Here is a 22,553-nt window from a genome sequence, read left to right as displayed (position 1 = left end):
GATCACGGGGTGATCACGTTCCGAGGCCCTGGGGGGCGCGCGACACCGGCCGGAGTGCTGAAACACCTGTTTGACGAGGCGGCCGCTCGCCGGGGGGTCGTGGTGGCGTTGGTGGTGGCGGCGGTCGTCTTCGCGGCGGGCGTGCTCGCGGTCGTGTGCACGCTGTGGCCGGTGGACCTGGAGGTCTACCGGCTCGGCGCGCAGGCGCTGGCGCACGGCCGCGACCTCTACGGCCCGCTGCCGCCGACGCGGTCGGGCATGACGTTGCCGTTCATCTATCCGCCGTTCGCCGCCGTCCTGTTCCTCGTGCCGGCCGCGGTGCCCACGCCGGTGGCCGCCGTCCTGATGCTGGCGATTTCGCTGACCGCACTGGGTGCCACGGTCTACGTCGTCGTGCGGCCGCGCGCCGAAACGCGCACCGCGGTGCTGGCCGCGGTCGTGGTCGGGGCGGCGTCGCTGGCATTCGAGCCGGTGCGCGAGACGCTGTGGTTCGGACAGGTCAACCTCGTGCTCATGGCTCTGGTCGTGATCGACTGCCTCGGGCCGAAAACCCGCCTGCCGCGCGGGGTGCTCGTCGGCCTGGCCGCGGCCGTGAAGATCACGCCCGCCGGGTTTCTGCTGTTCTTCCTGCTGAGGAAGGACTTCCGTGCGCTCGCCACCGCCCTCGTCACGTTCGTCGCCGCCGGCGTGGTCGGTTTTGTGTTGGCCCCTCAGGCTTCCGCGGCCTATTGGCTCGGCGGCGGGCTGACCGGCGCGTCGGGCATGAGCGGTTCGATCTTCGCCACCAACCAGACCATCCAGGGCGCCGTCCACCGCTTCGGCTTCCCCGCGACACCCACGCTCGTCCTGGTCGCCGCGGCGACCCTGGCCGCCTTGATCCTCGCGGCGGCGGCCATGCGCCGGGCCGACGAACCGGTCGCCTTCCTGCTCAACGCCGCCGCGGTCCTCGTGTGCTCACCCATCTCGTGGTCGCACCACTGGGTCTGGATCGTCCCCGCGACGATCGTGGCGGCCGCCCGCGCCACGACCGGCCGCGCGGTCGCCGGGCTGGCGCCCGTGATCGCGATCTTCATAGTCGCGCCGCATTCGCTGTTGCCCAACAACGACTTCCGCGAGCTGTCCTGGGGGCCGCTGGACCACGTGATCGGCAACAGCTACCTGTTGCTGGCATTGGGTTTTCTCGTGTGGCAGTTCGTCACGGGCCACCGCCGGGCGCTCATCCCGCCGCTGCTGCCGTAGGTACTAGCCGGCGAGGCCGATGTATGCCTCCGAAGCCTCGTAGACCTTCTTGCCGTCCAAGTCCGCGGACAACTTCGGCGCGACGAAGTCCCGGGCCCACTGCGCGGTCTGGAACCGCAGCGGCGGGTTGTCGCGGGCGAGCAGGTCGAGGATCTGCGGGCCGACCTCCTCGACCGCCTGCACGCCGCCGGTGTTCCCGATGACCCGGGACAGGAAGTCCCACGGCTCGGGGTACGGGCTGTTCTCCACCGCGTCGTGGAGCAGCAGCTTCTCGAAGCGCCGCGGGGCCATCACCTCGGTGGCCACCGGCCCGGGTTCCACGATGGTGGTCCGCACGCCGTAGCGCGCGACGACCGGAGCGAGCGACTCGACAGCTCCTTCGAGCGCGAACTTCGAAGCCGCGTACGCGTCGTTGTACGGCGCACCGACCAGCCCGTTGGCGCTGGTCGTCACGATCAGCCTGCCCTTGCTCGCGCGCAGGTGCGGCAGCGCGGCCTTGATGACGGCGAGGTTGCCGAAGAAGTTCGTCTCGAGGACGAAACGGAAGCCGTCCATCGTGATCTGCTCCGCCGTGCCGAGGGCGAAGATGCCGCCGGCTTGCGAGACCACGGCGTCGAGGTGCCCGTGGATCCGGGCCACGGCGTCGATCAGGGCGTAGACGGCGGGGTGGTCGGTGATCTCGAGGAACCGGATGTCGAGCTCGACCTGGCGGGCCTTCGCCTCCTTGGCGAGTTCGGCCATCCGCTGCTCGTCGCGCCCGGTGGCCACGACCGTGTACCCGGCCGCGGCGGCGTCGAGCGCGATCGTGCGGCCCATCCCGGACGTGGTGCCGGTGACGAGGAGAACCTTGCTGGCCATGGGAGCCTCCTGTTGATTGCGCACACCTTGTGCGTTAATGAGACGCTAGCCTCGCCGCGCTCGTCCTGTCAACGCACGCATCGTGCGTTATGCTGCGGAGGTGACTTCCTTCCAGCGCGCGCGTTCGCCTGAAAGCAAGCGTCAGCGTGCTGAAGCCCTGGTGGACGCGGCGCGCACGCTCGCGCGGGAGCGGGGCGTCGCGTCGGTCACGCTCACGGCGATCGCCGACCAGGTGGGCGTGCACCATTCCGCGATGCGCCGCTACTTCCCCTCGCACAAGCACGTGCTGTTGCGGCTCGCGGCGGACGGCTGGGCGAGCTGGGCGAATGCGGTCGACGAAGAGCTTCGCGGCCGCACGGTTTCACCGGCGGAGCTGGCGGAGGTGCTCGTCGCGTGCCTGGCCGCCGATCCGTTGCTGTGCGACCTGTTCGCCAACGTCCCGCTACACCTGGAACACGACGTCGACGTCGAGCACGTCGTGGAGTTCAAGCGCGGCAGCCGCCAGGCGATCGACGTCCTGACCGCGGCCATCGGAGCTGCGACGCCTTCCCTTGCCGCCGCGGCGATCGACGTCGTCACCGCGGCCAACGCCCTCGCGGCCACGCTGTGGCAGGTCACCCATCCCGGGGCCGAGCTCGCCGCAGCGTACCGGGCCGACGCGTCGCTGTCGATCGTCGGCCCCGGTGACTTCGCCCCGACACTGACCCGGCTGCTGGCCGCGACATGTGCCGGGCTCGCCGCGCCCCTACGCTGACGGTCCGTTCGGTGAGGAGGGCCGTGGCCGACGACCAGTTCGACAGCTGGGCAGGACAGCTGGACTACCCGATGTACGTCGTGACGTGCCGCGACGGCGAGCGACGAGCCGGGTGCCTCGTGGGCTTCGCGGCGCAGTGCAGCATCTCGCCGCCGCGGTTCATGGTGTGGCTGTCGAAGGAGAACCACACGACGGAGGTCGCGGCGGGCGTCGGGGAGCTCGCCGTGCACCGGCTGACGCGGGACGCGGCGGAGCTCGCCCGGCTGTTCGGCTCCCGCAGTGGGTTCGACGTCGACAAGTTCTCCTTGTGCGCCTGGCATTCCGGGCCGCGCGGTCTCCCGTTGCTCGACGGGTGCCCCGACTGGTTCGCCGGCGAAGTCCTGTCGCGTCACGACACGGGCGACCACATCGGGTACCTGCTGAGCCCGTTCGCCGCCGCGACGAGTGGCGGCCCGCAGCTCGGGTTTCAGAATGTGCGGGACTTACCACCGGGCAACGAAGCCTGAGCGCCGTGCATCAGGAGTTGTGCGTATTCGGACAGTTTTTCGGGAGTTCCCTCCCGGGTGATGAGGCCGAGGTAACCGTCGGGGCGGATGAGGGCGAGGCCGTGGTCGCCGGTGCCGTAGCGGTCGGTGAACGAGCCGTCCGGGTCCTGGAGTCCGCCGGGGCCGAGGGGTAGGACCGTGCCGAGCCCGGCCAGGGCCGCGCGGAACTCGTCGAGGACCGCCGTGTCCCGGACGCTCGTGAGGAGCAGGTGGCCGGGCCGACGGAGCAGCTCGTCGAGTGAGGTCGGCGTGCCGTCGGCGGCGCGCAGGCCGGGCAGGTCGGGCGCGTGGTCGCCCGGGTGCGGGTGCCGCCGTGAGGTCGCGCGGCCGGTGACGATGGGGCTGGCGCGGTAGTGGATGTCGACCTCGGCGATGCCGGAGATCAGCTCCTCGCGCACCGGCGGGAGGTGTCCGACCAGGAACAGCGCGAGGTTGCGCAGCCCGCGTTCGGCGCCGTTGACGGTCATGACGTCGGTCATGCGCGTGGTCTCCTTGACCACGGACGCGCCGACCCGGTGGCGTTCGGCGTGGTAGGAATCGAGCAGCGCGGGATCGGCGCGGCCGGTGGCGACCAAGGCGAGCTTCCACGCGAGGTTCACCGCGTCCTGGATGCCGGTGTTCATGCCCTGACCGCCGGCGGGGCTGTGGATGTGCGCGGCGTCGCCGGCCAGCAGCACCCGGCCGTGCCGGTAGCGGGGCACCTGGCCGTGGTGGATCTCGAAGTACGTGAGCCAGTGTGCGTCCGGCACGTGCCAGGCGCCGCCCGCGCGCTGGTCGACGAGCTTCTGTGTCTCGGCGATCGTCGGGACCGCGCCGGCCGCCGGGGGTTCGACTTCGAACAACAGCCGCGTGCGGCCCTCGGGCATCGGGAACACGCCGCCGATGCCATCGGGGTGCGCGAACATTCGCACGGTGTCGGGTGAGCGTTCGGATTCGGCGGCGACGTCGGCGAACAAGAAATGTTGACCTTCGAACACGCCCTCGATCCGCGTGCCGACGGCTGTGCGCGTGGTGCTGTGCCCGCCGTCGGCGCCGACCACCCAGCCGTAGCGGGACCGGTCGCGCCCGGCCGCCGAGGTGAAGGTGGCCGTGACGCCCGTCGAATCCTGTTCGAGGCTCTCCAGTGTCACGCCGCGTTCGACCCGCACGCCCAGGCCGGCCGCGTGTTCGGCGAGCAGCGCCTCGGTCCGTGGCTGGGGGAGGTCGAGGATGCGGCGGTAGCGGGTGGTGAGGTGCTCGGTGTCCAGCCGCACGGTGGGCTGCTTCGGGTCGTGGCCGGCGTAGATCTCCAGCGCGGTCATGGCGGACGCTTCGCGCTCCAACCGCGCGAGCACGCCCATGGCGGCCAGGTGCTCCTGCGTGCGCGGGTGCACGACGACCGCGCGGGACTGCGTGGTGGGCTCGGCCAGCTGCTCCACCACCCGCACGCGCGCGCCCTGGCGCACCAGCTCGGCGGCGGCCGTCAAGCCCACCGGCCCGGCCCCCACGACCAGCACGGTGTCCTGCCCGGACGCGGTCACGGTGCGGGCGTCAGATCGCGGTCATCTGTTTTGGCGACTGTCATTTCCCCGTTCCTCTCGGTCTCGCGAAAGGGTTACCCCAGTTCAATCGAAAAGGATTTCATGAGCGTTACAGGAGTTGCCTCGATCGTACCGAATCATTCGTCCACAGTGGACTTTATGGCCGAGTGTGACGGTTCTTGTCGGACCCACGGCGTAGCCTGCGCGGTCATGGTGTTGACAGCGGAAATACGCGAACAGTTCCTGGCCGAGCCGCACGTCGGCGCGTTGTCGGTGGTCGAACGCCCCGACCGTGCTCCGCTCGTCGTGCCCATCTGGTACCAGTACACCCCGGGTGGTGATCTGTGGATCCGCACGCCCCCGGGCGCGCGCAAAGCCCGCGCGATCGAGGCGACGGGGCGCTTCACCCTGATGGTGCAACGGATCTCGCCCACCGTCCGCTACGTCTCGGTGGAAGGACCGGTTACCGGTACCGGCCCCAGTGCCGACGAGCAAACGCGGGAAATGGTGTCGCGGTACCTCCCGCCGGAGAAAGTCGCGCCCTTCCTGGACTTCGAGCGCACCCACATCGGAGAGCACATCGTGATTTCGATGCGGCCGGAACACTGGCTGTCCTCGGATCTGGGGCCGGCTTGATTTCGCGCCGACCCTCGGTTGCGCGGGCGTTTCCCACTATGGTGACCGGGCTCGCGTGAACGACAGGGGCGGCGGATGACGACGTCGCACAACGACGGACCTACGGATCCCGGCGCTCCCGACGAGGACTCGCCGCGATTTGGTGATCCTGACGCGCCGACGCCACCGTCGGGGATTCCGCGGAGGCGACGCCCGGTCACCTTCCGTCGGTGGGATTCGCTTCGATGTCGAACTCCTCGGGTCGAAGGATTCCGCAACGTGGGCCGGCGGTGGTCAACAGGGTGTCCAGCCGCCGGGTCCAGGCTTCGGCAGGTAGTGGCCACGCGGTTCGGCGCACGTAAGTCGACTTCTTGGTCAGCCTGCTCTACGGCCACGGGCTCGTCGCGGTGGCCGCCGCCGTCGACCTCGTCGCCGGGGCGGGCGGACCGGTCGTGGGTGACGGCGGGGGCGCCTGCCGTCGTCTGGTATCGGGTGGCCGTGGTCGCCACGGGCGAGTGGGCCGGCGCCGTCTGCGCGATGGCCGACCTCGGCCGCCCGCCGCTGGCACCGCGATGGGGCTGACGCTGCCCGCTCGGCCGGCGGACGAACGCGAGATGTAGCGGGCGACCGGCGACTTCGTCGGCAACGGGCCGACCGGCGCGCTCGACCCGTACCGGGCTAATCCGCAGTAGCCTCGCGCCGGTCGCGCAGCACGGCCAGGAGGATCGCAGCCAGGCCGAGGAGTGCCACCAGGGCATTGGCGGTGGTGAGCACGACGGCCTGCCACATGACCCGCGGGTGCGTGTCGAACAGGTGGAAGAAGAAGTGCGGCACGGCGAAGAGCGAGAACGCCGCCGCGGCGGGCACGACGTAGTGCATCTTCGGTTTGACCAGTGCGATGCCGAGCACCAGCGCGATAGCCAGCGTCGCGCCGCCGAAGTCGCGGGCGAAGTGCTCGCTGAACGGTGGGTTCAGGTCCACCGTGGGAAACGTGGTGTAGAAGCTTTCGGGGAACAGCTGGTTCCAGCCGCCGACGACCACTTCGTCGAGGAACGGGATCACCAGGGCGGCCCGGATGGCGAGGGTGTTCATGGGAGTCCTTTCAGGACAGTCGGTTCGCGACGCGGCGCAGGTACTCGGCGAACGTCCGCTCGCCCTGGGCGTAGTCTTCGCGCGGCAGCAGCGCGCCGCCGGTCATGGCCTTGCCGACTGCGCCCGGCAGGCGCACCGGCAGCACGATCTTGCGGGATCCGCGGGCCTTGACCAGCCGGCGGGCCATGTCGGCCATCTGGAGCTGCTCGGGTCCGGCGAGCGGCCGCACGTAGCCGCCCGGCTCCTGCCCGACCTGCGCGGCCAGCGCGCTCGCGACCTCGTCCGCCGAGACCGGCTGGGACAGCTCCTGGGGCACCACCACGAACGGCCCGCGGGCACCGTCCACAAGGGGCTCCGGGAACTCGTGGAACTGAGTGGCCCGCAGGATCGTCCACGGCACCGGGCCGTTGCGCACCAGCTCCTCCTGCTTGCGCTTGCCGAAGTAGTAGCCGAGGTCGACGTCGTCCACGCCGACGATCGAGAGCGTAATCACGTGTCGCGCCCCGGCCGTCGCGGCGGCGTCCAGGAGGTTGCGCGTGGCGGCGGCGAAGAACCCGACCGCGGGCTTCCTGCGCACGGACATGACGTTGGTGACATCGACGACTTCTTCGCAGCCGTCGAGCTTCCCGCCGAGCCCGGCGCCGGTCGTCAGGTCGACGCCACTCGAACGCGCCAGCACCACCGGCTCGTGCCCGGCCGCGGTCAGCTTCCGCACCACCAGCGCGCCGATCAGCCCGGTCCCGCCGGCGACAGCCACTCGCATCGGTCTTGCCTCATTTCGTCTCGGGTGTCGATCACTGCCCAGACCGCGCAGGTCCGGCGAACGTGACAGGCCGGTGTGTGATCCACACCTCCGGGTGCCGTGAACCGGTCCAGTGGGGCGGGGGTGAAGTGGACTACCGGTCCGGCGTGGGCGCCGGTTGACTGGAACTCACCTGGGTTGTCCACACGAGATCGTTTGAGAGGGAAAGATGCGGATCTTCCTCGCCGGCGCGTCCGGCGTTGTCGGGCGCAAGGTGGTGCCGGCGCTGCTCGGGGCGGGCCACGAGGTGGTCGGGCTGGCGCGCGGCGGGGCCTCGGCCGACCGGATCACCGCGCTCGGCGCGACGGCCGTGCTCGGCGACGTGTACGACGCGCCCGCACTGGCCGAGATCGTCCGGGCCGCCGCGCCGGATGTGGTGATGCACCAGCTGACGGACCTCGGCTCGGGCGACCGCACCGCGAACGCCCAGGTGCGCACGGTCGGCACGCGCAACCTCGTCGACGCGGCGAAGGCCGCCGGCGTGGGACGGATCGTCGCGCAGAGCATCTCGTGGGCGTACGAGCCCGGCGCCGCGCCCGCGACGGAAGACACGCCACTCGACCTGGGCGGCGCCCCCGACCGGCTCGGCTCGGTGTCGGGCGTCGCCAGCCTGGAGACGGCGGTGTCGGAATTGCCCGAATGGGTGGTCCTGCGCTACGGCACCCTCTACGGCCCGGACACCTGGTACACCGCCGGCGCCCTCATGGCCCAGCTCGCGGCGGCCGACAACCTCCCGGCCACCGCGGACGTCACCAGCTTCCTCCACATCGACGACGCCGCCTCGGCCGCGCTCGCCGCCCTCACCTGGCCCACCGGCCCGGTCAACGTCTGCGACGACGAGCCCGCGGCGGGCTACGACTGGGTGCCGGCGTTCTGCGCTTCCGTCGGGGCGCCGCCTCCTGCTCGGACCGAGGGTGAGCGCACGCCGTGGGCTCGGGGAGCGGACAACACACGCGCTCGGAAGGACCTGGGCTGGCTGCCGAGCCGGCCTTCGTGGCGGGAGGGGTTCGAGCTGGGCTGACCGCGGCCTCAGCGCACTGTGCGGCCCGGTTGGCTCGGCTCTGGTGTGGAGGTGGGCGCACTGGCGTGGCCTGGCGTTCTGGTGGCCGTGGGTCGGCGTGCCCGGAGGGCTGCACCCTTGGGCGGGGTGGGGGCAGGGCAGGGCGTGGCCTGGCGTCTCGGCGGCTGTGGCTGTGGCTGTGGCTGTGCGTGATGGGGTGGGCTTCAGTCTGAGTTGGTCGCCGGTGCAATGTGCGGGTGCGACCCGGTTGCCTCGGCTCTGGTGTGGAGCACGGCGCACTGGCGTCCCGGTGGCTGTGGCTGTGGCTGTGCGTGATGGGGTGGGCTTCAGCGTAAGTTGGTCGCCTGCGCAATGTGCGGGCGCGACTCGGGTGCCTCAGCTCTGGTGTGGAGCAGGCGCACTGGCGTCTCGGTCGCTGTGGCTGTGCGTGATGGGGTGGGCTTCAGCGTAAGTTGGTCGCCGGTGCAACGTGCGAGCGCGACCCGGTTGCCTCGGCTCTGGTGTGGAGCACGGCGCACTGGCGTCTCGGCGGCTGTGGCTGTGGCTGTGCGCGAGTGCGATGGGGTGGGCTTCAGCCTGAGGTTGTCACCAGCGCAACGCGCAGGCGCGACCTGTTTTGCTCGGCTCTCGCGTGGAGTAGGGCGCGCACTGGCGTTCTGGTGGCCCCGGGTCGGCGTGCCCAAAGGGCTGCACCTGGGCCGGGGCCGGGCAGCGCGGGGCGTGGCCTGGTTCGCTCTCGGCTTCGGCTGGGAGAAGGCTCCGCCGGCGCGGCCTGGCGGCCCGGTGAAAAGGGCTGTGCGGGACCGCGGCCCGAAGGCTCCGGGCTGGGCGGACGGCCGCGGCTACACACCGGTGTGGTCCGGTGCCCGGCGGCAGCGGCCGCGGCTCGGCGTGAGTTGGCCGACTGAATGCCCAAGCCGGCTGAATGCCAAGCCGACTGAATGCCCAAGCCGGCAACAGCCGGGTCACCAAGTGGCGATCTCCGCGCCCTCCAGCAGCTGCGCCAGCGTGTCCAGCGCCGGGCGCCACGAGTGTTGCGGTGGAGTGGCGTAGCCGAGGACCAGGCCGGCGCGGTCGTCGCTGCCGTGCCAGTAGCCCGCGGTGTGCAGGCCCAGCAGGCGGACTCCCGCGTGGAGGCCGGCGTCGACGAGGCGCTTTTCCTCGTGGCGTGACGCCAGGGGGAGCAGGGCGTGGAGGCCGGCGGGGACGCCGTCGAGGGGGACGTCGGTGAGGGTGGCGAGGCGGGTGGCCAGCTCGGTGCGCCGCCTCTGGTAGGTCTGGCGGGCGCGGCGCACGTGGCGGTCGTAGTCGCCGCGCTGGAGCAGGTCGGCGAGGGCGAGCTGGTCGGGGACGCCGACGGACGCGCCGGTGACGGCGAGCGCGTCGAGCACGGGGATGCGCAGCCGCGGCGGCAGCACGAGCCAGCCGAGGCGCAGGCCGGGCGCCAGGGACTTGCTGGTGCTGCCCGCGAAGACCACGCGCGACGGGTCCAGCGCCTGCAGCGCGCCCACGGGCTGTTTGTCGTAGCGGAACTCGCCGTCGTAGTCGTCCTCGATGACGAAGCCGTCGCGGGCGCGGGCCCAGTCGAGGAAGGCCGTGCGCAGGTCGGGGCTCAGCACGACGCCGCGCGGGTGCTGGTGGGCGGGCGTGAGCAGAACCGCGCGGACGTCCGGGTCCAGTGCGGCGGGATCCGCGCCCTCCGGACCCACGGGCAGCGGTGCGGTCGCGAGACCCGCGCCGTGGATGAGGCGCCGGTGGTGGACGAGGCCGGGGTCCTCCGTGCCGATCACGGACATCCCCGACTCCCGCAGCGCCCGCGCCAGCAAGGCGAGGCCGTGGGTGAAGCCGCTCGTGATCACGACCGCCTCGGCCTCGGCGCGCACACCGCGGGTCCGCGACACATAGGTGGCCACCGCTTCGCGCAGCAGACGCGAGCCGGCCGGGTCGCCGTAGTCCAAACTGGACGGTCCCGCCGCCGACAGTGTGCGTTTCACGCTGGCCGACCACAGCGTGTGTGGGAACAGGCTCAGATCCGGCCGCCCCGGCCGCAGGTCGAGCAGGCGCGGCTCGACCTCCGACATCGCTTTCGTCACGGGGAGCCGGGTTTCGGCGACGCGGGTGCCCGACCCGGTCGTGCTCACCAGCCAGCCCTCGGCCACGAGCTGCGCGTAGGCCTCCACGACAGTGCCGCGGGCGATCCCCAGGTCGTCGGCCAGGCTGCGGGTGCCGGGCAGGCGCGTGCCGGCCGGCAGCCGCCCGGACGTCACGGCCTCGCGCAGCGCGGCTTCGATCGAGCGCGCCCGCGGCTCGCCGCCGGCCTCGAGGTGCAGGTCGATCCCGAGCGAGCTCACCCCGCGACCGCCGCGGCCAGCCGGGCGAGCTTCGCCGGGTTCACGACGAAGCAGACCTGGTCGATGCCCAGCGGCGACGCGTCCACCCAGCACGCCGCCAGCGGTTCGCCGGCGCGGGAGACGAGGACCACGTGCTGCCCGTTCGCCGCCACGACGGAAGTGTCGACCTGCTGCCCGTGAATCCCGACCGTTCGCAGCAGGTACTGCGCCACGCGATCGCGGCCGGAGACCGGTTTGCGCGCTGCCGTGACGACGCCGCCACCGTCCGAGTAGGCCACGGCGTGCTCGGCCAGGAGGCTCTGCAGGCCTTCGAGGTCACCCCGCTGGGCGGCTCCCAGAAACGCTTGCAGCAACCGGTCGCGCTCGGCCGGGCTCACGCGCGCGCCGCGTTCGCGGGTCACGTGGCCCCGCGCCCGGTGCCCCAGCTGGCGCGCGTGCTGCTCGCTGATGTCGAGGAACCCGGCGATGTCGCGGTACGGGTAGTCGAAGGCCTCCTTCAGCACGTACACCGCGCGCTCCTGCGGCGTCAGCCGTTCGAGCAGCATCAGCACGGCGAGCTCGAGTGCCTCGCCGCGCTCCACCGTGACGTCGGCGCCGTCGGCGGTCGGGATCGGCTCGGGCAGCCACGGGCCGACGTAGAGCTCGCGGCGCGCCCGGGCCGCGGTCGCGGCGGTCAGCGCAAGGCGGCTCGCGGCGGTGACGAGGAAGGCCTCGGTGTTGCGCACTGCGCCGCGATCCGTGCCCTGCCAGCGGATCCAGGTGTCCTGCACCACGTCTTCGGCGTCGGCCGCAGTGCCCAGCAGCCGGTAGGCGATGCCGAACAGGCGCGGGCGCATGGCTTCGAACGCCGCCACCGCGTCGGTCAGTCCGCCACCGGCCACTTCGGTCACTTCGCCGCTCCTCGTGCGCTGCAGGGGATTCCGATGGTGGCAGGTGCGCTCCCGTGCCCGCAACCGGAACCTTGACTTCCAGGGTCCAGATTGTCTAGGGTGGCGGCCGTGCGGATGAACCAGGGTGTCGAGTGGTCCGTCCACGTCCTGCTGTCGCTCGCGTGGCTCGACGACGACGAACCGGTGTCCACCGCGTCCCTCGCTGCCAGCTACGAGCTTCCCGTGGCGTACCTGAACAAGCAGCTGCAGGCGCTCGTGCGCGCGGGGCTGCTGCGTTCGCTCCCGGGCGCGCGCGGCGGGTTCGTGCTCGCGCGCCGGCCCGAGGACATCACGCTGATGGACGTGGTCGCCGCCATCGAGGGCCGGGGGCTCGCGTTCCAGTGCACCGAGATCCGGCAGCACGGTATGGGTCAGGAGGCGCCGCAGAGCGCGTTCCGCCGCAAGTGCGCGGTCGACTCGGCCATGCAGCACGCCGAGCTGCAGTGGCGCAAAGCCCTGGCGGCCAAGACGATCGCCGACATCCGGGCCGAAGCTGACAGTCACGCTCCTTCGGCCGCCCGGCTGGCCCGCAAGGCGTACGGCCGCGCCTGACGGCAGCGCCGCCCAAAAAAATGGCCTGCCGCCTCCAGATCGGAGACAGCAGGCCGGACGGAAGTTCAGGCCGAGCGACGGGCCTTCGGATGACGCAGGTGGTCGCGCTCGCGGATCTCGTCCTCGTCGAGGAACGTGAGCATCGGCACGTCGGGCGCGCAGACCATGCAGACCACGAACTTGCTCGCGATGTCCTCGCGCAGGTTGCCGGCCTGGTAGTGCACAACCTCGCCGCCGGGCTCCCAGAACGCCTCCCCGGCCTTGATCGGGTAGGGCTCCTCGCCTTCGAGCTCGAAGAGGATCTCGCCCTCGAGCACGTAGCCGAACACGGGACCGGAGTGGCGGTGCGGGCCGCTGCCCGGGTCGCCCGGCGGGATCGAAACGGTGCCGACCATGAAGTGCGCGCCCTCGGGGACGAACGGCGGCGTGCGCGTGAGCAGGTTGTCGTAGGTGCTGCGTGAGCCGGGTGAAAGGATCATAGGGCCAGGCTAGGTCCGCTTCCGCGCGTGTGACCGGTCCAATCGAGGGCCGCTTTCCTGTACCGGTTGGCAAAAGGTTCCTGGCGGGCCCACTGTCGCGATCGGACGGTGGTCACCCGGACCACCGTCCGATCGCGACGGTCAGAACGGCCAGTCGGCGTTGCGCCCGGCCTCCAGCAGCGGGATCATCCGGAAGGCCTGGTCGGTCAGGCCGCCGAACGTGTGCCGGTTGCGGCCGCCGCTGGGCGCGTGGCCCCGCTCGTACCCGGCGAGGTTCCACGTGTACAGCGGCGTGGCCGCGGGCACGGACTTCCCGACATCGCCCTGCGCGGCCTGCTCGTCGGTGATGATCACGACGCGGTCGTGGCCGCGCTCGTGCTTTCCGACGGCGAGGTGCGTGTCGGTGCCGTTGCCGAGGAAGTAGCCGTCGGCGGTCCAGCGGTCCACCGACTTCAGCAGCGATTCCCGCTGCCGCAGCGGGAACTCGCGGGTGTCGTCGGAGAACGACACGACGTCGGCCTGCTCGCACCGCTGCCCGAGCGCGAGGCCGAACACCGCGGCCGCGTCCCACCGCTTCAGCGTGCCGTCCTTCGAGAACCGCGAGGTCATCGACCACGAGGTGTCCACCAGGATCAGGGTGCGGCCCGGCAGCACTCCGACGTTGGCGAGCGAGTGCGTGATCGCCTGTTCCAGCGCCCACGCCCACCGCAGCGACGGTGCCGCCCGGTAGGCCGAGAGGAACCGCATCGGCAGCTGCCGCGACCGCGCGACCTGCTCCGGGTCGGCGAGCCGCGTGGCGACGGCTTGCGCCACCTCGTCGGAAACCCCGGCCTGGTCGAAGTTGCGCAGGTTGCGCAGCAGCGCCATGTAACCCATCGACGGGATCATCGACTCCCACGCGGCCGCGGTCAGCGGCCCCTGGAGCCACCCGGCGAGCGACTCCCACGTCATCCCGGCCCGGCGCAGCGCCTCGGGCGCCGTGGCGGACTCGACCAGCTCGCGCCGGCGTTCGATCGGCCAGGCCATCAGCTCCCGGTGCGCGCCGAGAGTCCGCAGTGAAGCGGGGATCTCGCGGTCGGCGTGGAAGCGGACGTCGAGGACGTGCTCGAACAGAGCGTCCTGCCAGTCGACACGCGGGCCGGGGTGCGCCAGCCCGAGGACGTCGGCGAACCGGAACCCGCGCGCGTCGGAGTCCCACTTGAGGTAGGAGCCCTCGGTGTAGAGGCGCTGGGCGGCGTCGGCCACACCGCGCTTCACCGGCTTGGGCAGGGTGCGGCCGTGGACGCTCGTCCAGTAGGCCAGCAGCTCACCCGGCTCGTCCGCCCGCTGCAGCACGCTGTTGACCACCTGGCGTGAGAGGCCTTCGAGGCCGGCTTCCCGCCGCGCCGCGGCGAATTCGGCCGCGCCGACGAGCGCCGCGGTGCGCAGGTTCGCCTCCCCGCGCAGCCACGCGAGGAAGCGCACCGTCCACTCGGGATCGGCCAGCGTCGCCGCACGCACGAGTTCGGCATAGCGGGTGTCGCGCTGCTCGGCGCTCTCGTAGAACGTGTGCTCGCCGACCAGGTTGGTCACGGCGAGAAGGAACAGCTCGCTCTTGGCATCGCGCGCGTAGCCGGCCCCGCCTTCGTACGTGCGCCCGCTCGCGACGGCCTCACTGGAGATCGGCGAGCGGGCCGCCCGCAGTGCGCCGAGGATGTTGAACTTGGCCATGGGTCGACCCCCTCATGTTTTGTCTGTCCGGTCGTGGGAGGGAGCAGCAGTTTCAGGTGTGCCCGAGAAAAAGTCGGCCACGGTACATTTAGCTGCTCTGCCGGATTGAGCTACACCCCGATGAGTCGGGGTGACGGGATTCGAACCCGCAACCTGCCCGTTGACAGCGGAAGTAACCGTCACCTGCGCACCGGGCACACCTGAAACTGCTGCTCCTGAAGAAGCTTTCGGTCCGGTTCGGGTGCGCCCGAGAAAGATCGGCGACGGTGTCCAGGAATCGAACCTGTGGGCACCAGTTGAAGTAACCGTTGCCTGCGCACCGGGCACACTCGAACCTTGACGCTTACTCTAGCCTCGCGGATCCGGTGGTGTCGCGGGGTTTTTCCGCAGCGGGTTCAGGGTTCGATGACCAGCCGCGAGATCAGCCCGTTGTCGAGGGTGAAGCGGAAGTGCAGATCGACCTGACCACCGGGGAAGTCGCCTTCCAGGTGGTGCGTGGCGACGTAGTGTTCGTCGTCGACGTGCTCGGTGGCGATGAGCGTACTGGTGTAGGTGTATTCGGTCGCGGCGCCCTCGAGCCAGGCGCGGATTTCGGCGGGGCCGTGGTAGGTGTGGCCGTCGTCGGCGACGGTGGCCTCGGGCGTGAAGTGCGGCAGCGCGCGGTCGGCGTCGCGGGTTTCGTGCGCGGCGAGGTAGCCGGTGACGGTCTGGGGCAGCGCGGTGGTCATGCGGGGCTCTCCTGGATTCGACTCGGGACGACGACCCCACCGTCGGCCCTCTCCCAGGGAGAGAGTCAAACCCGAGTTGACTCTCTCCCTGGGAGAGGGTGCACAGTGGCCTCATGCGGTCAGGTCTGACGATCGGCGAGTTCGCCCAGCTCACGCGCTTGAGCGTGCGCACGCTGCGCCGCTACCACGAGGCGGGGCTGCTGGCGCCCGCGTCGGTCGACGACGCCACCGGCTACCGCTACTACGCGCGCGAGCAGATCCCGAACGCCCAGGTGATCCACCGGCTGCGCGAGCTCGACGTACCGCTCGCCGAGGTGAAGCACATCCTGGCCACGAGTGATCCGCGAACGCGCGCCGACCTCGTCGCCGGCCACCTGCGACGGCTGGAGGACCGGCTGGACCGCACGCGCGCCGCGGTCACGTCGTTGCGGCAGCTGCTGAAGCCGGACGTCGAGGAGCTGTCGGTCGAGCTGCGCTCGGTGCCCGCGCGGACCGTCGCGGCGATCGAGGCCACAGTGGACCTCGACGACGTGCTGGAGTGGTACGACGCGGCGATGTCCGAACTGGACGCCGCCGTGGCCGGCCACGAAGGCTTCACACCGCCGGGTGGCTTGTACGACAACGAGCTGTTCACCGCCGGCCGCGGCACGGCCCTGGTCTACCGGCCGGTGTCCGACGCGCCGGCTGTCGGTCGCGTTGTGCCGCACACACTTCCGGCCACGGACCTCGCCGTGACGGTGCACGCCGGCGAGCCCGACGACATCGACGTCATCTATGGCCGGCTGGGCAACTGGGTGGTGGAGCACGCGCTCGCCGTGGCCGGGCCGGTGCACGAGACTTATTTGCGCGGCCCGCGTGACGACCCGGATCCGCGGTCGTGGCGCACGGAGATCGGCTGGCCGGTGTTCCGCGTTTCGCCGGCCTGAGATCACGCGTGCAGCGTCCGCCGGGGGAGGTGGCCGTGGACGGGGTTCTTCGGGGACGCGAGCGGGAATGCGGTGCGCTCGAGGAGCTGCTGCGTGACGTGCGCGCGGGACACAGCCGGGTGCTCGTCGTGCGCGGCGAGGCGGGCGTCAGGAAGACGGCGCTGCTCGATCACCTCGCGGGGTAGGCGCCGCCGTGCCGGGTCGTGTGGACGGTTGGGGTGCAGTCGGAGTCGGAGCTGTCCTTCTCGGGGCTGCAACGGGCGCTGGTCGCGCCATCGACCCCGAGCGGCATCCCGACCGGCTGGCGTGGCACCGCGCACCCGCGACCGCCGGGCCGGACGAGACGGTCGCGGCCGAGCTGGAGCAGTCCGCCTGCCGGGCGGTGGCCCGGGGCCGGCCGGTGGGGGCGGCGGCGTTTTTTCGAGCGGGCCGCCGAGCTGACGCCGGACCCCAAGATGCGCGCGGCGCGGGCTCGGTTCGCGTCGGGTGCGCCGATGCGGGTGCCGGAGTTGTTGTCGGCTGCCGAGCGCGGTGGTGGTCGCGGTCCTGCTCGTGCTCGGCGGCGCCGGCTGGCTGGCGGGACTGTCCACTTTGAACACCACGCTGCAGCTCGCATTGCCCGGCCGGGTCCGCGCGCGGGCACTGGCGGTGTACCTGATGATCTTCCTGGGCGGCCAGGGCGTCGGCGCCCTCATCTGGGGGCTGGTCGCCGCCGCCGCGGCGGGCGCGGCGACGACGCCGGCCATCTCCGGTGTGCTGCTCGTGCTGGGCGCGGCGTCGCTGCTCGTGCTCCCGATCCACGCGCGCACGGGCGAGCTGGACCGCACGATCGTCAGGCCGTGGCCAGAACCCGAGAACGCCGTGGTCACCGGCGACCAGGAAGCCCTCGCCGCCGCGGCGGGACCGGTGCGGATCGAGGTCTCCTACGATGTCCCGGCCGAACGCTCGGCCGAGTTCCTGGCAGCGCACGGGCGCGCGCCGGGGTCTCGCGGCAGCGCACGGGCGCGCGCCGGTGAGGCCTACCGCGACCTCAGCGCGCCGGACCGTCACGTCGAGGTCGCGACCTGGGCGGAACGCCCGCGCCAGCACCACGAACGCATCACCGGCCAGGACGCCGGTCTCTACCGCGCGGCCGCGGAGCTCTCGCTGGAACCGCCGTCGACCCGGCACCTGCCGGCGAGCTGACGTCCGGAGAGTCCTTCGACACCCGGGCAACCGGGAGATTCGCGGCGCCCGCGCCGAGCGGAATACAGTCCTCCACATGAGCAGAAGTGAGGGCGTGGCGGGCGTCAACCCGCCTCAATACCCGATCGAATCCGTCGACAACGCGCTCAAGCTGCTGCTGCTGTTCGGCGAGCGGCCGGAGGTGCGGCTGGCGGAGGTGAGCGAGTACCTGGGCGTCGCCTCGTCCACGGCGCACCGGCTGATGGCGATGCTGCTCTACCGCGGGTTCGTGCGGCAGAACCCGGCGACGAAGGCGTACGAGCCGGGTACGGCGCTGACCGGCGTGGCGTTCTCGATCCTCGAGCGGTTCGACTTCCGCCAGGTGCTGCGGCCCTACCTCGAACGTCTCAACGCCGAGCTGCGCGAGACCGTGCACCTCGGCGTGCTCGACGGCACGAGCGTGCGGTTCGTCGATGCGATCGAGAGCCCGCAAGCGGTCCGGGTCGGGTCGCGGCTGGGCAGCTCACTGCCGGCGAGCTCGACCTCGTCGGGGAAGGCGATGCTGGCCGGCCTCAGCACCGACCAGCTGCGGGTGCTCTACCCGGACGAACGGATCAGCGGGCTCACCGACCGCAGCATCCGCACCCGCGGTGACCTCGAAGCCGAGCTCGGGCGGGTCCGCGAGCGCGGCTACGCCACCAGTGCCGAGGAGAGCGAGGCCGGGGTGTCGTCGGTGGCGGTCGCCTTCCCGGTGACGGTGGGGGCCGGCCGCATCTCGTTCAACGTCGCCGTGCCCGCGAGCCGCATGCCCGAGTCGCAGCAGCTCGTCGTCGCGAAGGCGCTCCAGGCGATCGTGCGGGAGGCGACGCCGCTGCTGCACAGCTGAGCCCCGTCTTTTCCGAACGGCGGTGACCTGGGTCAAATGCCCAGGTCACCGCCGTTTTTCGCACCTTGGACGCGGCCGGCCGGCCTCACCTGACCGAGGGAGAGCCGGCGAAGGGTGTTGTCATTCTGCTGTGCAGAATACTATTCTTTCTATTGCGGTCGTCACGGAGGCGACATAGAAGAGGAGGACGGAATGGCCATCGTTCACGCGGATCGGGGGAAGTGCCGGGGCTGGGCCAATTGCGTGGCCGGTGCCGACGACGTGTTCGACATCGACGACGACGGCGTCGTCACGCTGCTGCGCGAGGCCATCGGACCGGACGAGGTCGGGCGCGTCGGCGAGGTCGCGCGCCGGTGCCCCGAGGCGGCGCTGGCGGTGGACGGGGCATGAGGCCGCGCACGGTCGTCGTCGGTGCGTCCGTCGCCGGGGTGCGTGTGGCCCAGGCACTGCGGTCGCACGGCTACGAGGGCCGCGTCGTGCTGGTCGGCCGGGAGGACGAGCTCCCGTACGACAAACCGCCGCTGTCCAAGGGAGTGCTCGCCGGCTCGGCCGTGCTCGACGACGTCCGGCTGCTCACCGAACGCGAAGCGGCCGACGCGGAGATCGAGCTCGAGCTCGGTCAGGCCGCGACCCGGCTCGACCTGCCCGGTTCCCGCGTGCACCTGGCCGACGGGTCGGCCCTCGACTTCGACGACCTGGTGATCGCCACCGGCGCGAGCGCGCGGCCCGCCGGCTGGGAGCACCTCGAAGGCGTCCACTCGCTGCGCACGGCCGCCGACGCCCGGGCGCTGCGGGAGGACCTGGACCGCGGCGGCCCGGTGGCCGTGATCGGCGGCGGCTTCATCGGCTCGGAGGTGGCGGCCACCGCGACCCGGCTCGGCCTGTCCGACGTGACCGTGCTCGACGCCACGCCGGCGTTGCTGTCCCGCGCGGCGCCGGAAGTGTTCGGCGACCGGCTCGCGGACCTGCACCGGCGGCACGGAGTGCGGGTGCGGCTCGGCGCCCGCGTCGCGACCGTGGAGCGGATCGGCGGCCGGCTGCGGATCCGGCTCGACGACGGGTCCGAAGTGGACGCCGCCACCGTGGTCGTCGGCATCGGGGCCGTGCCGAACGACACGTGGGTGACCGGCTCCGGGCTGAAGGTCGACGACGGCGTCGTCTGCGATCCGCTCGGCCGTGCCGCGCCGCACGTGTTCGCGGTCGGCGACGTCTCCCGCTGGCAGACCGCCCGCCACGGCCGCGCGGTGCGGTTCGAGCACTGGACCAACGCGGTCGAACAGGCCGCGTGTGTCGCGCACACCCTCGTGCACCCGGGTGATCCCCGCCCGCACGAACCCGCCGAATACGTCTGGACCGACCAGTACGACTGGAAGGTGCAGCTCGTCGGCGATGCCCGGGCCGGCACCGAAACCCGGCTGTTCGAACGCTCCGGCGACGCGTTCGCGATGGTCTTCGGCACCGGCGGCCGGCCGGCGGGCGCCGTGGTCGTCAACTGGCCGAAAGCACTCGTCGGCTGCCGGCGCGCGCTGGCGGCCGCGAAGCCGTTCGCCGAGCTCTGTGAAGAACTGCAGCACCTGTCCGCGAAGACCCAGTGAAAGGAGCCGCCGTGAACTACGTCCTCAACCCGAGCGACATCGCCTGGCACCGCCTCGAGAAGCCCGGGTTCCCCGGCATCGGTTTCCAGTTCAGCGAAAGCGTGGTCGACGACGACTACACGTCCGTCTACAGTGTCCAGCTCTCGAAGATCGGGCCGGGCGGGAAGTCGAAGCTGCACCGCGACCCGTACAACCACGCCTTCTACGTCACCGCCGGCACCGGTTCGGTCCGCATCGGCAAGGACAGCTGGGACGTGGAGCCGGGCAGTGTCGTGAAGATCCCCGCCGGGCTGCCGCACGGGTTCTCCAACACCGGCGACGTGGACCTCGAGTTCGTCGTGATCTACGACCCGCCCTACGTCGCCGGCACCGACCCGGTCAAGGAGCTCGAAAGCTGATTCGCACCCGGGGGCACTCGGCCTCGGCCGGGTGCCCCCTCGTTTCCCCGTCCCCTTCGCGCCCATGCGACCCACCGGAGTGTCCATGTCCCGCACCGCCGCGGCTTCCACGCTGCGCAGATCCGTCCTCGTCAGCCTCGCCGGCTCCGCCATCGAGTGGTACGACTTCTTCGTTTACGCCTCGGCGACCGCACTCGTGTTCGGCAAGATCTTCTTCCCTGCGAGTGATCCGCTCGCCGGCACCCTCCTCGCGTTCAGCACCTTCGCGGTCGGCTTCGTCGTCCGGCCCGTGGGCGCCGCGCTGTTCGGCCACTTCGGCGACCGCGTCGGCCGCAAACCTGCTCTCGTCACGGCGATGCTCACCATGGGGCTCGCCACCACCGCGGTCGGGCTCGTGCCGCCGTACGCGTCGATCGGCGCCGCCGCACCGGTTCTTCTCGTGGTCCTCCGGCTGGTGCAGGGCCTCGCGCTCGGCGGTCAGTGGGGTGGCGCCGTGCTGCTCGTGACCGAGAACGCGCCGCCGGCCCGGCGTGGGTTCTACGGCAGTTTCGCGCAGCTGGGCGTGCCGATCGCGTTGATCCTCGCGAACGTCGTGTTCCTCGTGGCCTCAACGGCGTTGCCCGAGGACGCCTTCCTCACCTGGGGCTGGCGGATTCCGTTCCTGCTCAGCGTTCTCCTCGTCGTCGTCGCGTTGTACGCGCAGAGCCGGGTCGCGGAGCACGCGCCCGCCGCACCCCGCGGCGGCGGCCGCGCTCCACTGGTCGAGATCCTGCGCCGCTACCCGCGCCAGATCGTGCTCGCGGCCGGCGCGACGATGGTCGGTGGCACCAGCTACTACCTGCTGGCGGTGTACCTCGTTTCCTACGCCACCGACCACCTGCACCAGCCGCGCGGCACCGTCCTCATCGGAGTGCTGGTCTCGGCCGCCGTGTGCGCGGTCGCGATGCCCGCGTTCGCGGCGTGGTCCGACGTGGTCGGCCGGCGCCGGATCTTCCTGGCGGGCGCGGTTCTCTTCGCGCTGTGGGCGTTCCCCCTCATCCGGCTCGTCGAGACGGGCTCACCCGTGCTCGTCGGGCTCGGGCTCGTGGTCGGCCAGGTGTTCTTCGCGATGACCTACGGCCCGGCGCCCGCCCTGTTCGCCGAGCTGTTCGGCGAACGCGTCCGCTACACCGGCATCTCACTCGGCTACCAGATCGGCTCCGTGCTCGGCGGCGCGTTCGCCCCGATCATCGCGACCGCCCTGCTGGCCGGCACGAACTGGTCGGGCTCCATCGCGCTGTACGCGATCGCCGTCTGCGGGATCTCCTTCGTCGCGGTTTGGTTCGCGCCGGACCGGCCGGCCGGCTCACGCGCTGCGCGCCGCGCTCTCGTCCGGGTCCCAGGGGCCGAGGACGGGTCCCGCTGAGGTGAACGCCTCGCCCGCCGGCCGGTCACCGAACACGACCGGCGGGCGCGGCGTGGTGTCGTGGTGGAGCTGGAAGACGTCGAAGCGGTTGTAGGCACCGACGATGTCGTGCATCTGCTTGGGCTGGATGCAGCGAGCCAGGTCGATCTCCGCGTAGACGATGCCCTCTTCGTCGATGAGTGGTTCGACGACGGGGTTGCCGTCGGGACCGAAGATGCCCGACAGTGCGCTGTTCGGGCGGCGCATGAGCTCGGCGATGCCCGCGTCGTCGCCGGCGGCGATCTCGATCATCTCGTCGGTGATGGTGGAGCAGGCGACCACGGAGAACAGCTTGCCCTCGAAGGCGTGCGCGGCGCTGCGGACGGCGATCGCCTGGGCCATGTCGTAGTCGGCGGGCGCGACGGGCAGCGAGATGTAGCTGGCGACGTGGACCAGTTCCCCTTGTGCCAGCAGGGAGAACCGCGCGAGCGTGTTCGTGTTCTCGCCGCACGCGAGCGCGCCGAGCGGCCCGACGGCGGAGTCGAGCACGCGCACGGTGCTGCCGTCGCCGCCGCCCCAGGTGAGTTTCTCGGCCCACGTCGGCACGAGCTTGCGGTGGACGTTGAGGACCGAACCGTCGGGGCCGATCGTGACGACGCTGTTGTAGATCAGCCCGAGGCTGTGCCGGCTGCGTTCGTTGACGCCGATGACCACCGTGGTCTTCGTTGCCGCGGCGGCCGCGCGCAGGGCGTCGAGGTGCGGGCCGGGGATGTCGATGGCGGTGCGGTAGAGGCGCTCGTACCACGGCGAGCCCTGCACCGGGTTCATCGTCCAGTTCCAGTACGGGTAGCCGGGCACGAAGACCTCGGGGAACGCGATGAGGGAGGCGCCGTGCGAAGCGGCTTCGGTGATGAGCGAGACGGCCTTGGCGACCGTCGCGGCGGTGTCGAGGTACACGGGCGCGGCCTGCACGGCGGCGGCGGTGAAGCGGGGGAAGTCTTCCAC

General features: G+C 71.5%; 24 protein-coding genes. 14 read left to right on the top strand and 10 right to left on the bottom strand.

Features of this window, described 5'->3' with window-relative positions:
* Window positions 1-54 precede the first annotated feature (54 nt).
* Window positions 55-1,239 carry a glycosyltransferase 87 family protein gene (locus AB0383_RS23240; RefSeq protein ID WP_366188502.1) on the top strand — a complete coding sequence of 395 codons (1,185 nt, stop codon included), beginning with the start codon at window positions 55-57 and terminating at the stop codon, window positions 1,237-1,239.
* Between the two features lie 3 nt (window positions 1,240-1,242).
* Here AB0383_RS23240 and AB0383_RS23235 read toward each other — a convergent pair whose 3' ends face one another.
* Window positions 1,243-2,097: an SDR family NAD(P)-dependent oxidoreductase gene (locus AB0383_RS23235; protein ID WP_366188501.1), complete on the bottom strand. Its 855-nt coding sequence runs from the start codon at window positions 2,095-2,097 to the stop codon at window positions 1,243-1,245.
* A gap of 100 nt (window positions 2,098-2,197) precedes the next feature.
* Here AB0383_RS23235 and AB0383_RS23230 point away from each other — a divergent pair, with 100 nt between their 5' ends.
* Window positions 2,198-2,851, top strand: a complete 654-nt coding sequence (locus AB0383_RS23230; RefSeq protein WP_366188500.1) for a TetR family transcriptional regulator — start codon at window positions 2,198-2,200, stop codon at window positions 2,849-2,851.
* 23 nt (window positions 2,852-2,874) lie between these two features.
* Window positions 2,875-3,357 (top strand): flavin reductase family protein, encoded by a 483-nt coding sequence (locus AB0383_RS23225; protein WP_364184986.1) that lies wholly within the window; start codon window positions 2,875-2,877, stop codon window positions 3,355-3,357.
* Here AB0383_RS23225 and AB0383_RS23220 read toward each other — a convergent pair.
* Window positions 3,318-4,916: an FAD-dependent monooxygenase gene (locus AB0383_RS23220; RefSeq protein ID WP_366188499.1), complete on the bottom strand. Its 1,599-nt coding sequence runs from the start codon at window positions 4,914-4,916 to the stop codon at window positions 3,318-3,320. The genes AB0383_RS23225 and AB0383_RS23220 overlap by 40 nt on opposite strands.
* 210 nt (window positions 4,917-5,126) lie before the next feature.
* Between AB0383_RS23220 and AB0383_RS23215 the strand changes: the two genes are divergently transcribed.
* Window positions 5,127-5,552 (top strand): pyridoxamine 5'-phosphate oxidase family protein, encoded by a 426-nt coding sequence (locus tag AB0383_RS23215; protein ID WP_366188629.1) that lies wholly within the window; start codon window positions 5,127-5,129, stop codon window positions 5,550-5,552.
* Window positions 5,553-6,209: 657 nt separating this feature from the next.
* On the opposite strand, the gene AB0383_RS23210 is transcribed toward AB0383_RS23215, so the two are convergent.
* Window positions 6,210-6,623 carry a hypothetical protein gene (locus AB0383_RS23210; RefSeq protein WP_366188498.1) on the bottom strand — a complete coding sequence of 138 codons (414 nt, stop codon included), beginning with the start codon at window positions 6,621-6,623 and terminating at the stop codon, window positions 6,210-6,212.
* A 10-nt stretch (window positions 6,624-6,633) separates the two neighbouring features.
* On the bottom strand, window positions 6,634-7,386 hold the full coding sequence (locus AB0383_RS23205; RefSeq protein WP_366188497.1) for an NAD(P)H-binding protein: 753 nt from the start codon (window positions 7,384-7,386) through the stop codon (window positions 6,634-6,636).
* Between the two features lie 208 nt (window positions 7,387-7,594).
* Between AB0383_RS23205 and AB0383_RS23200 the strand changes: the two genes are divergently transcribed.
* A complete protein-coding gene (locus AB0383_RS23200; RefSeq protein ID WP_366188496.1) occupies window positions 7,595-8,446 on the top strand; it encodes an NAD(P)-dependent oxidoreductase in 852 nt (283 codons plus the stop codon).
* Window positions 8,447-9,411: 965 nt separating this feature from the next.
* On the opposite strand, the gene AB0383_RS23195 is transcribed toward AB0383_RS23200, so the two are convergent.
* Together AB0383_RS23195 and AB0383_RS23190 are read right to left on the bottom strand one after the other, a co-directional pair.
* Complete coding sequence (locus tag AB0383_RS23195; protein WP_364184998.1) at window positions 9,412-10,797, bottom strand: PLP-dependent aminotransferase family protein; 1,386 nt, start codon at window positions 10,795-10,797, stop codon at window positions 9,412-9,414.
* Window positions 10,794-11,687: a sigma factor-like helix-turn-helix DNA-binding protein gene (locus AB0383_RS23190; protein ID WP_366188495.1), complete on the bottom strand. Its 894-nt coding sequence runs from the start codon at window positions 11,685-11,687 to the stop codon at window positions 10,794-10,796. The genes AB0383_RS23195 and AB0383_RS23190 overlap by 4 nt, the downstream gene beginning before the upstream one ends.
* 114 nt (window positions 11,688-11,801) lie before the next feature.
* Between AB0383_RS23190 and AB0383_RS23185 the strand changes: the two genes are divergently transcribed.
* On the top strand, window positions 11,802-12,278 hold the full coding sequence (locus AB0383_RS23185; RefSeq protein WP_366188628.1) for an Rrf2 family transcriptional regulator: 477 nt from the start codon (window positions 11,802-11,804) through the stop codon (window positions 12,276-12,278).
* A gap of 65 nt (window positions 12,279-12,343) precedes the next feature.
* On the opposite strand, the gene AB0383_RS23180 is transcribed toward AB0383_RS23185, so the two are convergent.
* The 3 genes from AB0383_RS23180 to AB0383_RS23170 all read right to left on the bottom strand — a co-directional run bounded on the left by AB0383_RS23180 (window position 12,344) and on the right by AB0383_RS23170 (window position 15,195).
* Window positions 12,344-12,757, bottom strand: a complete 414-nt coding sequence (locus tag AB0383_RS23180; RefSeq protein WP_366188494.1) for a cupin domain-containing protein — start codon at window positions 12,755-12,757, stop codon at window positions 12,344-12,346.
* Window positions 12,758-12,898: 141 nt separating this feature from the next.
* Window positions 12,899-14,467 carry a TROVE domain-containing protein gene (locus tag AB0383_RS23175; protein ID WP_364185004.1) on the bottom strand — a complete coding sequence of 523 codons (1,569 nt, stop codon included), beginning with the start codon at window positions 14,465-14,467 and terminating at the stop codon, window positions 12,899-12,901.
* 395 nt (window positions 14,468-14,862) lie between these two features.
* The gene (locus tag AB0383_RS23170; protein WP_364185006.1) at window positions 14,863-15,195 is read right to left on the bottom strand and encodes a nuclear transport factor 2 family protein; all 333 of its coding nucleotides are present in this window, start codon (window positions 15,193-15,195) and stop codon (window positions 14,863-14,865) included.
* Window positions 15,196-15,308: 113 nt separating this feature from the next.
* Here AB0383_RS23170 and AB0383_RS23165 point away from each other — a divergent pair, with 113 nt between their 5' ends.
* From AB0383_RS23165 to AB0383_RS23130, 8 genes are all read left to right on the top strand, one after another.
* Window positions 15,309-16,121, top strand: a complete 813-nt coding sequence (locus AB0383_RS23165) for a MerR family transcriptional regulator (RefSeq protein WP_366188493.1) — start codon at window positions 15,309-15,311, stop codon at window positions 16,119-16,121.
* A 35-nt stretch (window positions 16,122-16,156) separates the two neighbouring features.
* Window positions 16,157-16,306 carry an AAA family ATPase gene (locus AB0383_RS23160; protein WP_364185010.1) on the top strand — a complete coding sequence of 50 codons (150 nt, stop codon included), beginning with the start codon at window positions 16,157-16,159 and terminating at the stop codon, window positions 16,304-16,306.
* A 346-nt stretch (window positions 16,307-16,652) separates the two neighbouring features.
* Complete coding sequence (locus AB0383_RS23155; RefSeq protein WP_364185012.1) at window positions 16,653-17,306, top strand: MFS transporter; 654 nt, start codon at window positions 16,653-16,655, stop codon at window positions 17,304-17,306.
* Between the two features lie 76 nt (window positions 17,307-17,382).
* Entirely contained in the window at window positions 17,383-18,171 is a 789-nt protein-coding gene (locus AB0383_RS23150; RefSeq protein WP_366188492.1) for an IclR family transcriptional regulator, read from the top strand.
* A 192-nt stretch (window positions 18,172-18,363) separates the two neighbouring features.
* Window positions 18,364-18,561, top strand: coding sequence for a ferredoxin (locus tag AB0383_RS23145; RefSeq protein ID WP_220242534.1), 198 nt, complete (start codon window positions 18,364-18,366; stop codon window positions 18,559-18,561).
* A complete protein-coding gene (locus tag AB0383_RS23140; protein WP_364185016.1) occupies window positions 18,558-19,766 on the top strand; it encodes an FAD-dependent oxidoreductase in 1,209 nt (402 codons plus the stop codon). The genes AB0383_RS23145 and AB0383_RS23140 overlap by 4 nt, the downstream gene beginning before the upstream one ends.
* An 11-nt stretch (window positions 19,767-19,777) precedes the next feature.
* The gene (locus AB0383_RS23135) at window positions 19,778-20,164 is read left to right on the top strand and encodes a cupin domain-containing protein (protein ID WP_220242532.1); all 387 of its coding nucleotides are present in this window, start codon (window positions 19,778-19,780) and stop codon (window positions 20,162-20,164) included.
* An 85-nt stretch (window positions 20,165-20,249) separates the two neighbouring features.
* On the top strand, window positions 20,250-21,569 hold the full coding sequence (locus AB0383_RS23130; RefSeq protein ID WP_366188491.1) for an MFS transporter: 1,320 nt from the start codon (window positions 20,250-20,252) through the stop codon (window positions 21,567-21,569).
* Here the strand turns inward: AB0383_RS23130 and AB0383_RS23125 are convergent.
* Window positions 21,510-22,553 (bottom strand): carbon-nitrogen hydrolase family protein, encoded by a 1,044-nt coding sequence (locus AB0383_RS23125; RefSeq protein ID WP_364185020.1) that lies wholly within the window; start codon window positions 22,551-22,553, stop codon window positions 21,510-21,512. The two genes, AB0383_RS23130 and AB0383_RS23125, sit on opposite strands and share 60 nt — an antisense overlap.

Origin of the sequence: Amycolatopsis sp. NPDC051373 (assembly GCF_040689465.1) — a bacterium.
Lineage (GTDB): Bacteria > Actinomycetota > Actinomycetes > Mycobacteriales > Pseudonocardiaceae > Amycolatopsis.
The sequence above is the reverse complement of the archived record's forward strand: the minus strand, read 5'-3'. Positions and strand labels throughout refer to the sequence as shown.

Bases quoted from the DNA above. Each gene is read 5' to 3' on its own strand.
- AB0383_RS23145 (WP_220242534.1), top strand. From the start codon at position 18,364: ATGGCCATCGTTCACGCGGATCGGGGGAAGTGCCGGGGCTGGGCCAAT.
- AB0383_RS23205 (WP_366188497.1), bottom strand. From the start codon at position 7,386: ATGCGAGTGGCTGTCGCCGGCGGGACCGGGCTGATCGGCGCGCTGGTG.
- AB0383_RS23170 (WP_364185006.1), bottom strand. From the start codon at position 15,195: ATGACCACCGCGCTGCCCCAGACCGTCACCGGCTACCTCGCCGCGCAC.
- AB0383_RS23210 (WP_366188498.1), bottom strand. From the start codon at position 6,623: ATGAACACCCTCGCCATCCGGGCCGCCCTGGTGATCCCGTTCCTCGAC.
- AB0383_RS23150 (WP_366188492.1), top strand. From the start codon at position 17,383: ATGAGCAGAAGTGAGGGCGTGGCGGGCGTCAACCCGCCTCAATACCCG.
- AB0383_RS23180 (WP_366188494.1), bottom strand. From the start codon at position 12,757: ATGATCCTTTCACCCGGCTCACGCAGCACCTACGACAACCTGCTCACG.
- AB0383_RS23185 (WP_366188628.1), top strand. From the start codon at position 11,802: ATGAACCAGGGTGTCGAGTGGTCCGTCCACGTCCTGCTGTCGCTCGCG.
- AB0383_RS23215 (WP_366188629.1), top strand. From the start codon at position 5,127: ATGGTGTTGACAGCGGAAATACGCGAACAGTTCCTGGCCGAGCCGCAC.
- AB0383_RS23140 (WP_364185016.1), top strand. From the start codon at position 18,558: ATGAGGCCGCGCACGGTCGTCGTCGGTGCGTCCGTCGCCGGGGTGCGT.
- AB0383_RS23200 (WP_366188496.1), top strand. From the start codon at position 7,595: ATGCGGATCTTCCTCGCCGGCGCGTCCGGCGTTGTCGGGCGCAAGGTG.
- AB0383_RS23175 (WP_364185004.1), bottom strand. From the start codon at position 14,467: ATGGCCAAGTTCAACATCCTCGGCGCACTGCGGGCGGCCCGCTCGCCG.
- AB0383_RS23165 (WP_366188493.1), top strand. From the start codon at position 15,309: ATGCGGTCAGGTCTGACGATCGGCGAGTTCGCCCAGCTCACGCGCTTG.
- AB0383_RS23235 (WP_366188501.1), bottom strand. From the start codon at position 2,097: ATGGCCAGCAAGGTTCTCCTCGTCACCGGCACCACGTCCGGGATGGGC.
- AB0383_RS23130 (WP_366188491.1), top strand. From the start codon at position 20,250: ATGTCCCGCACCGCCGCGGCTTCCACGCTGCGCAGATCCGTCCTCGTC.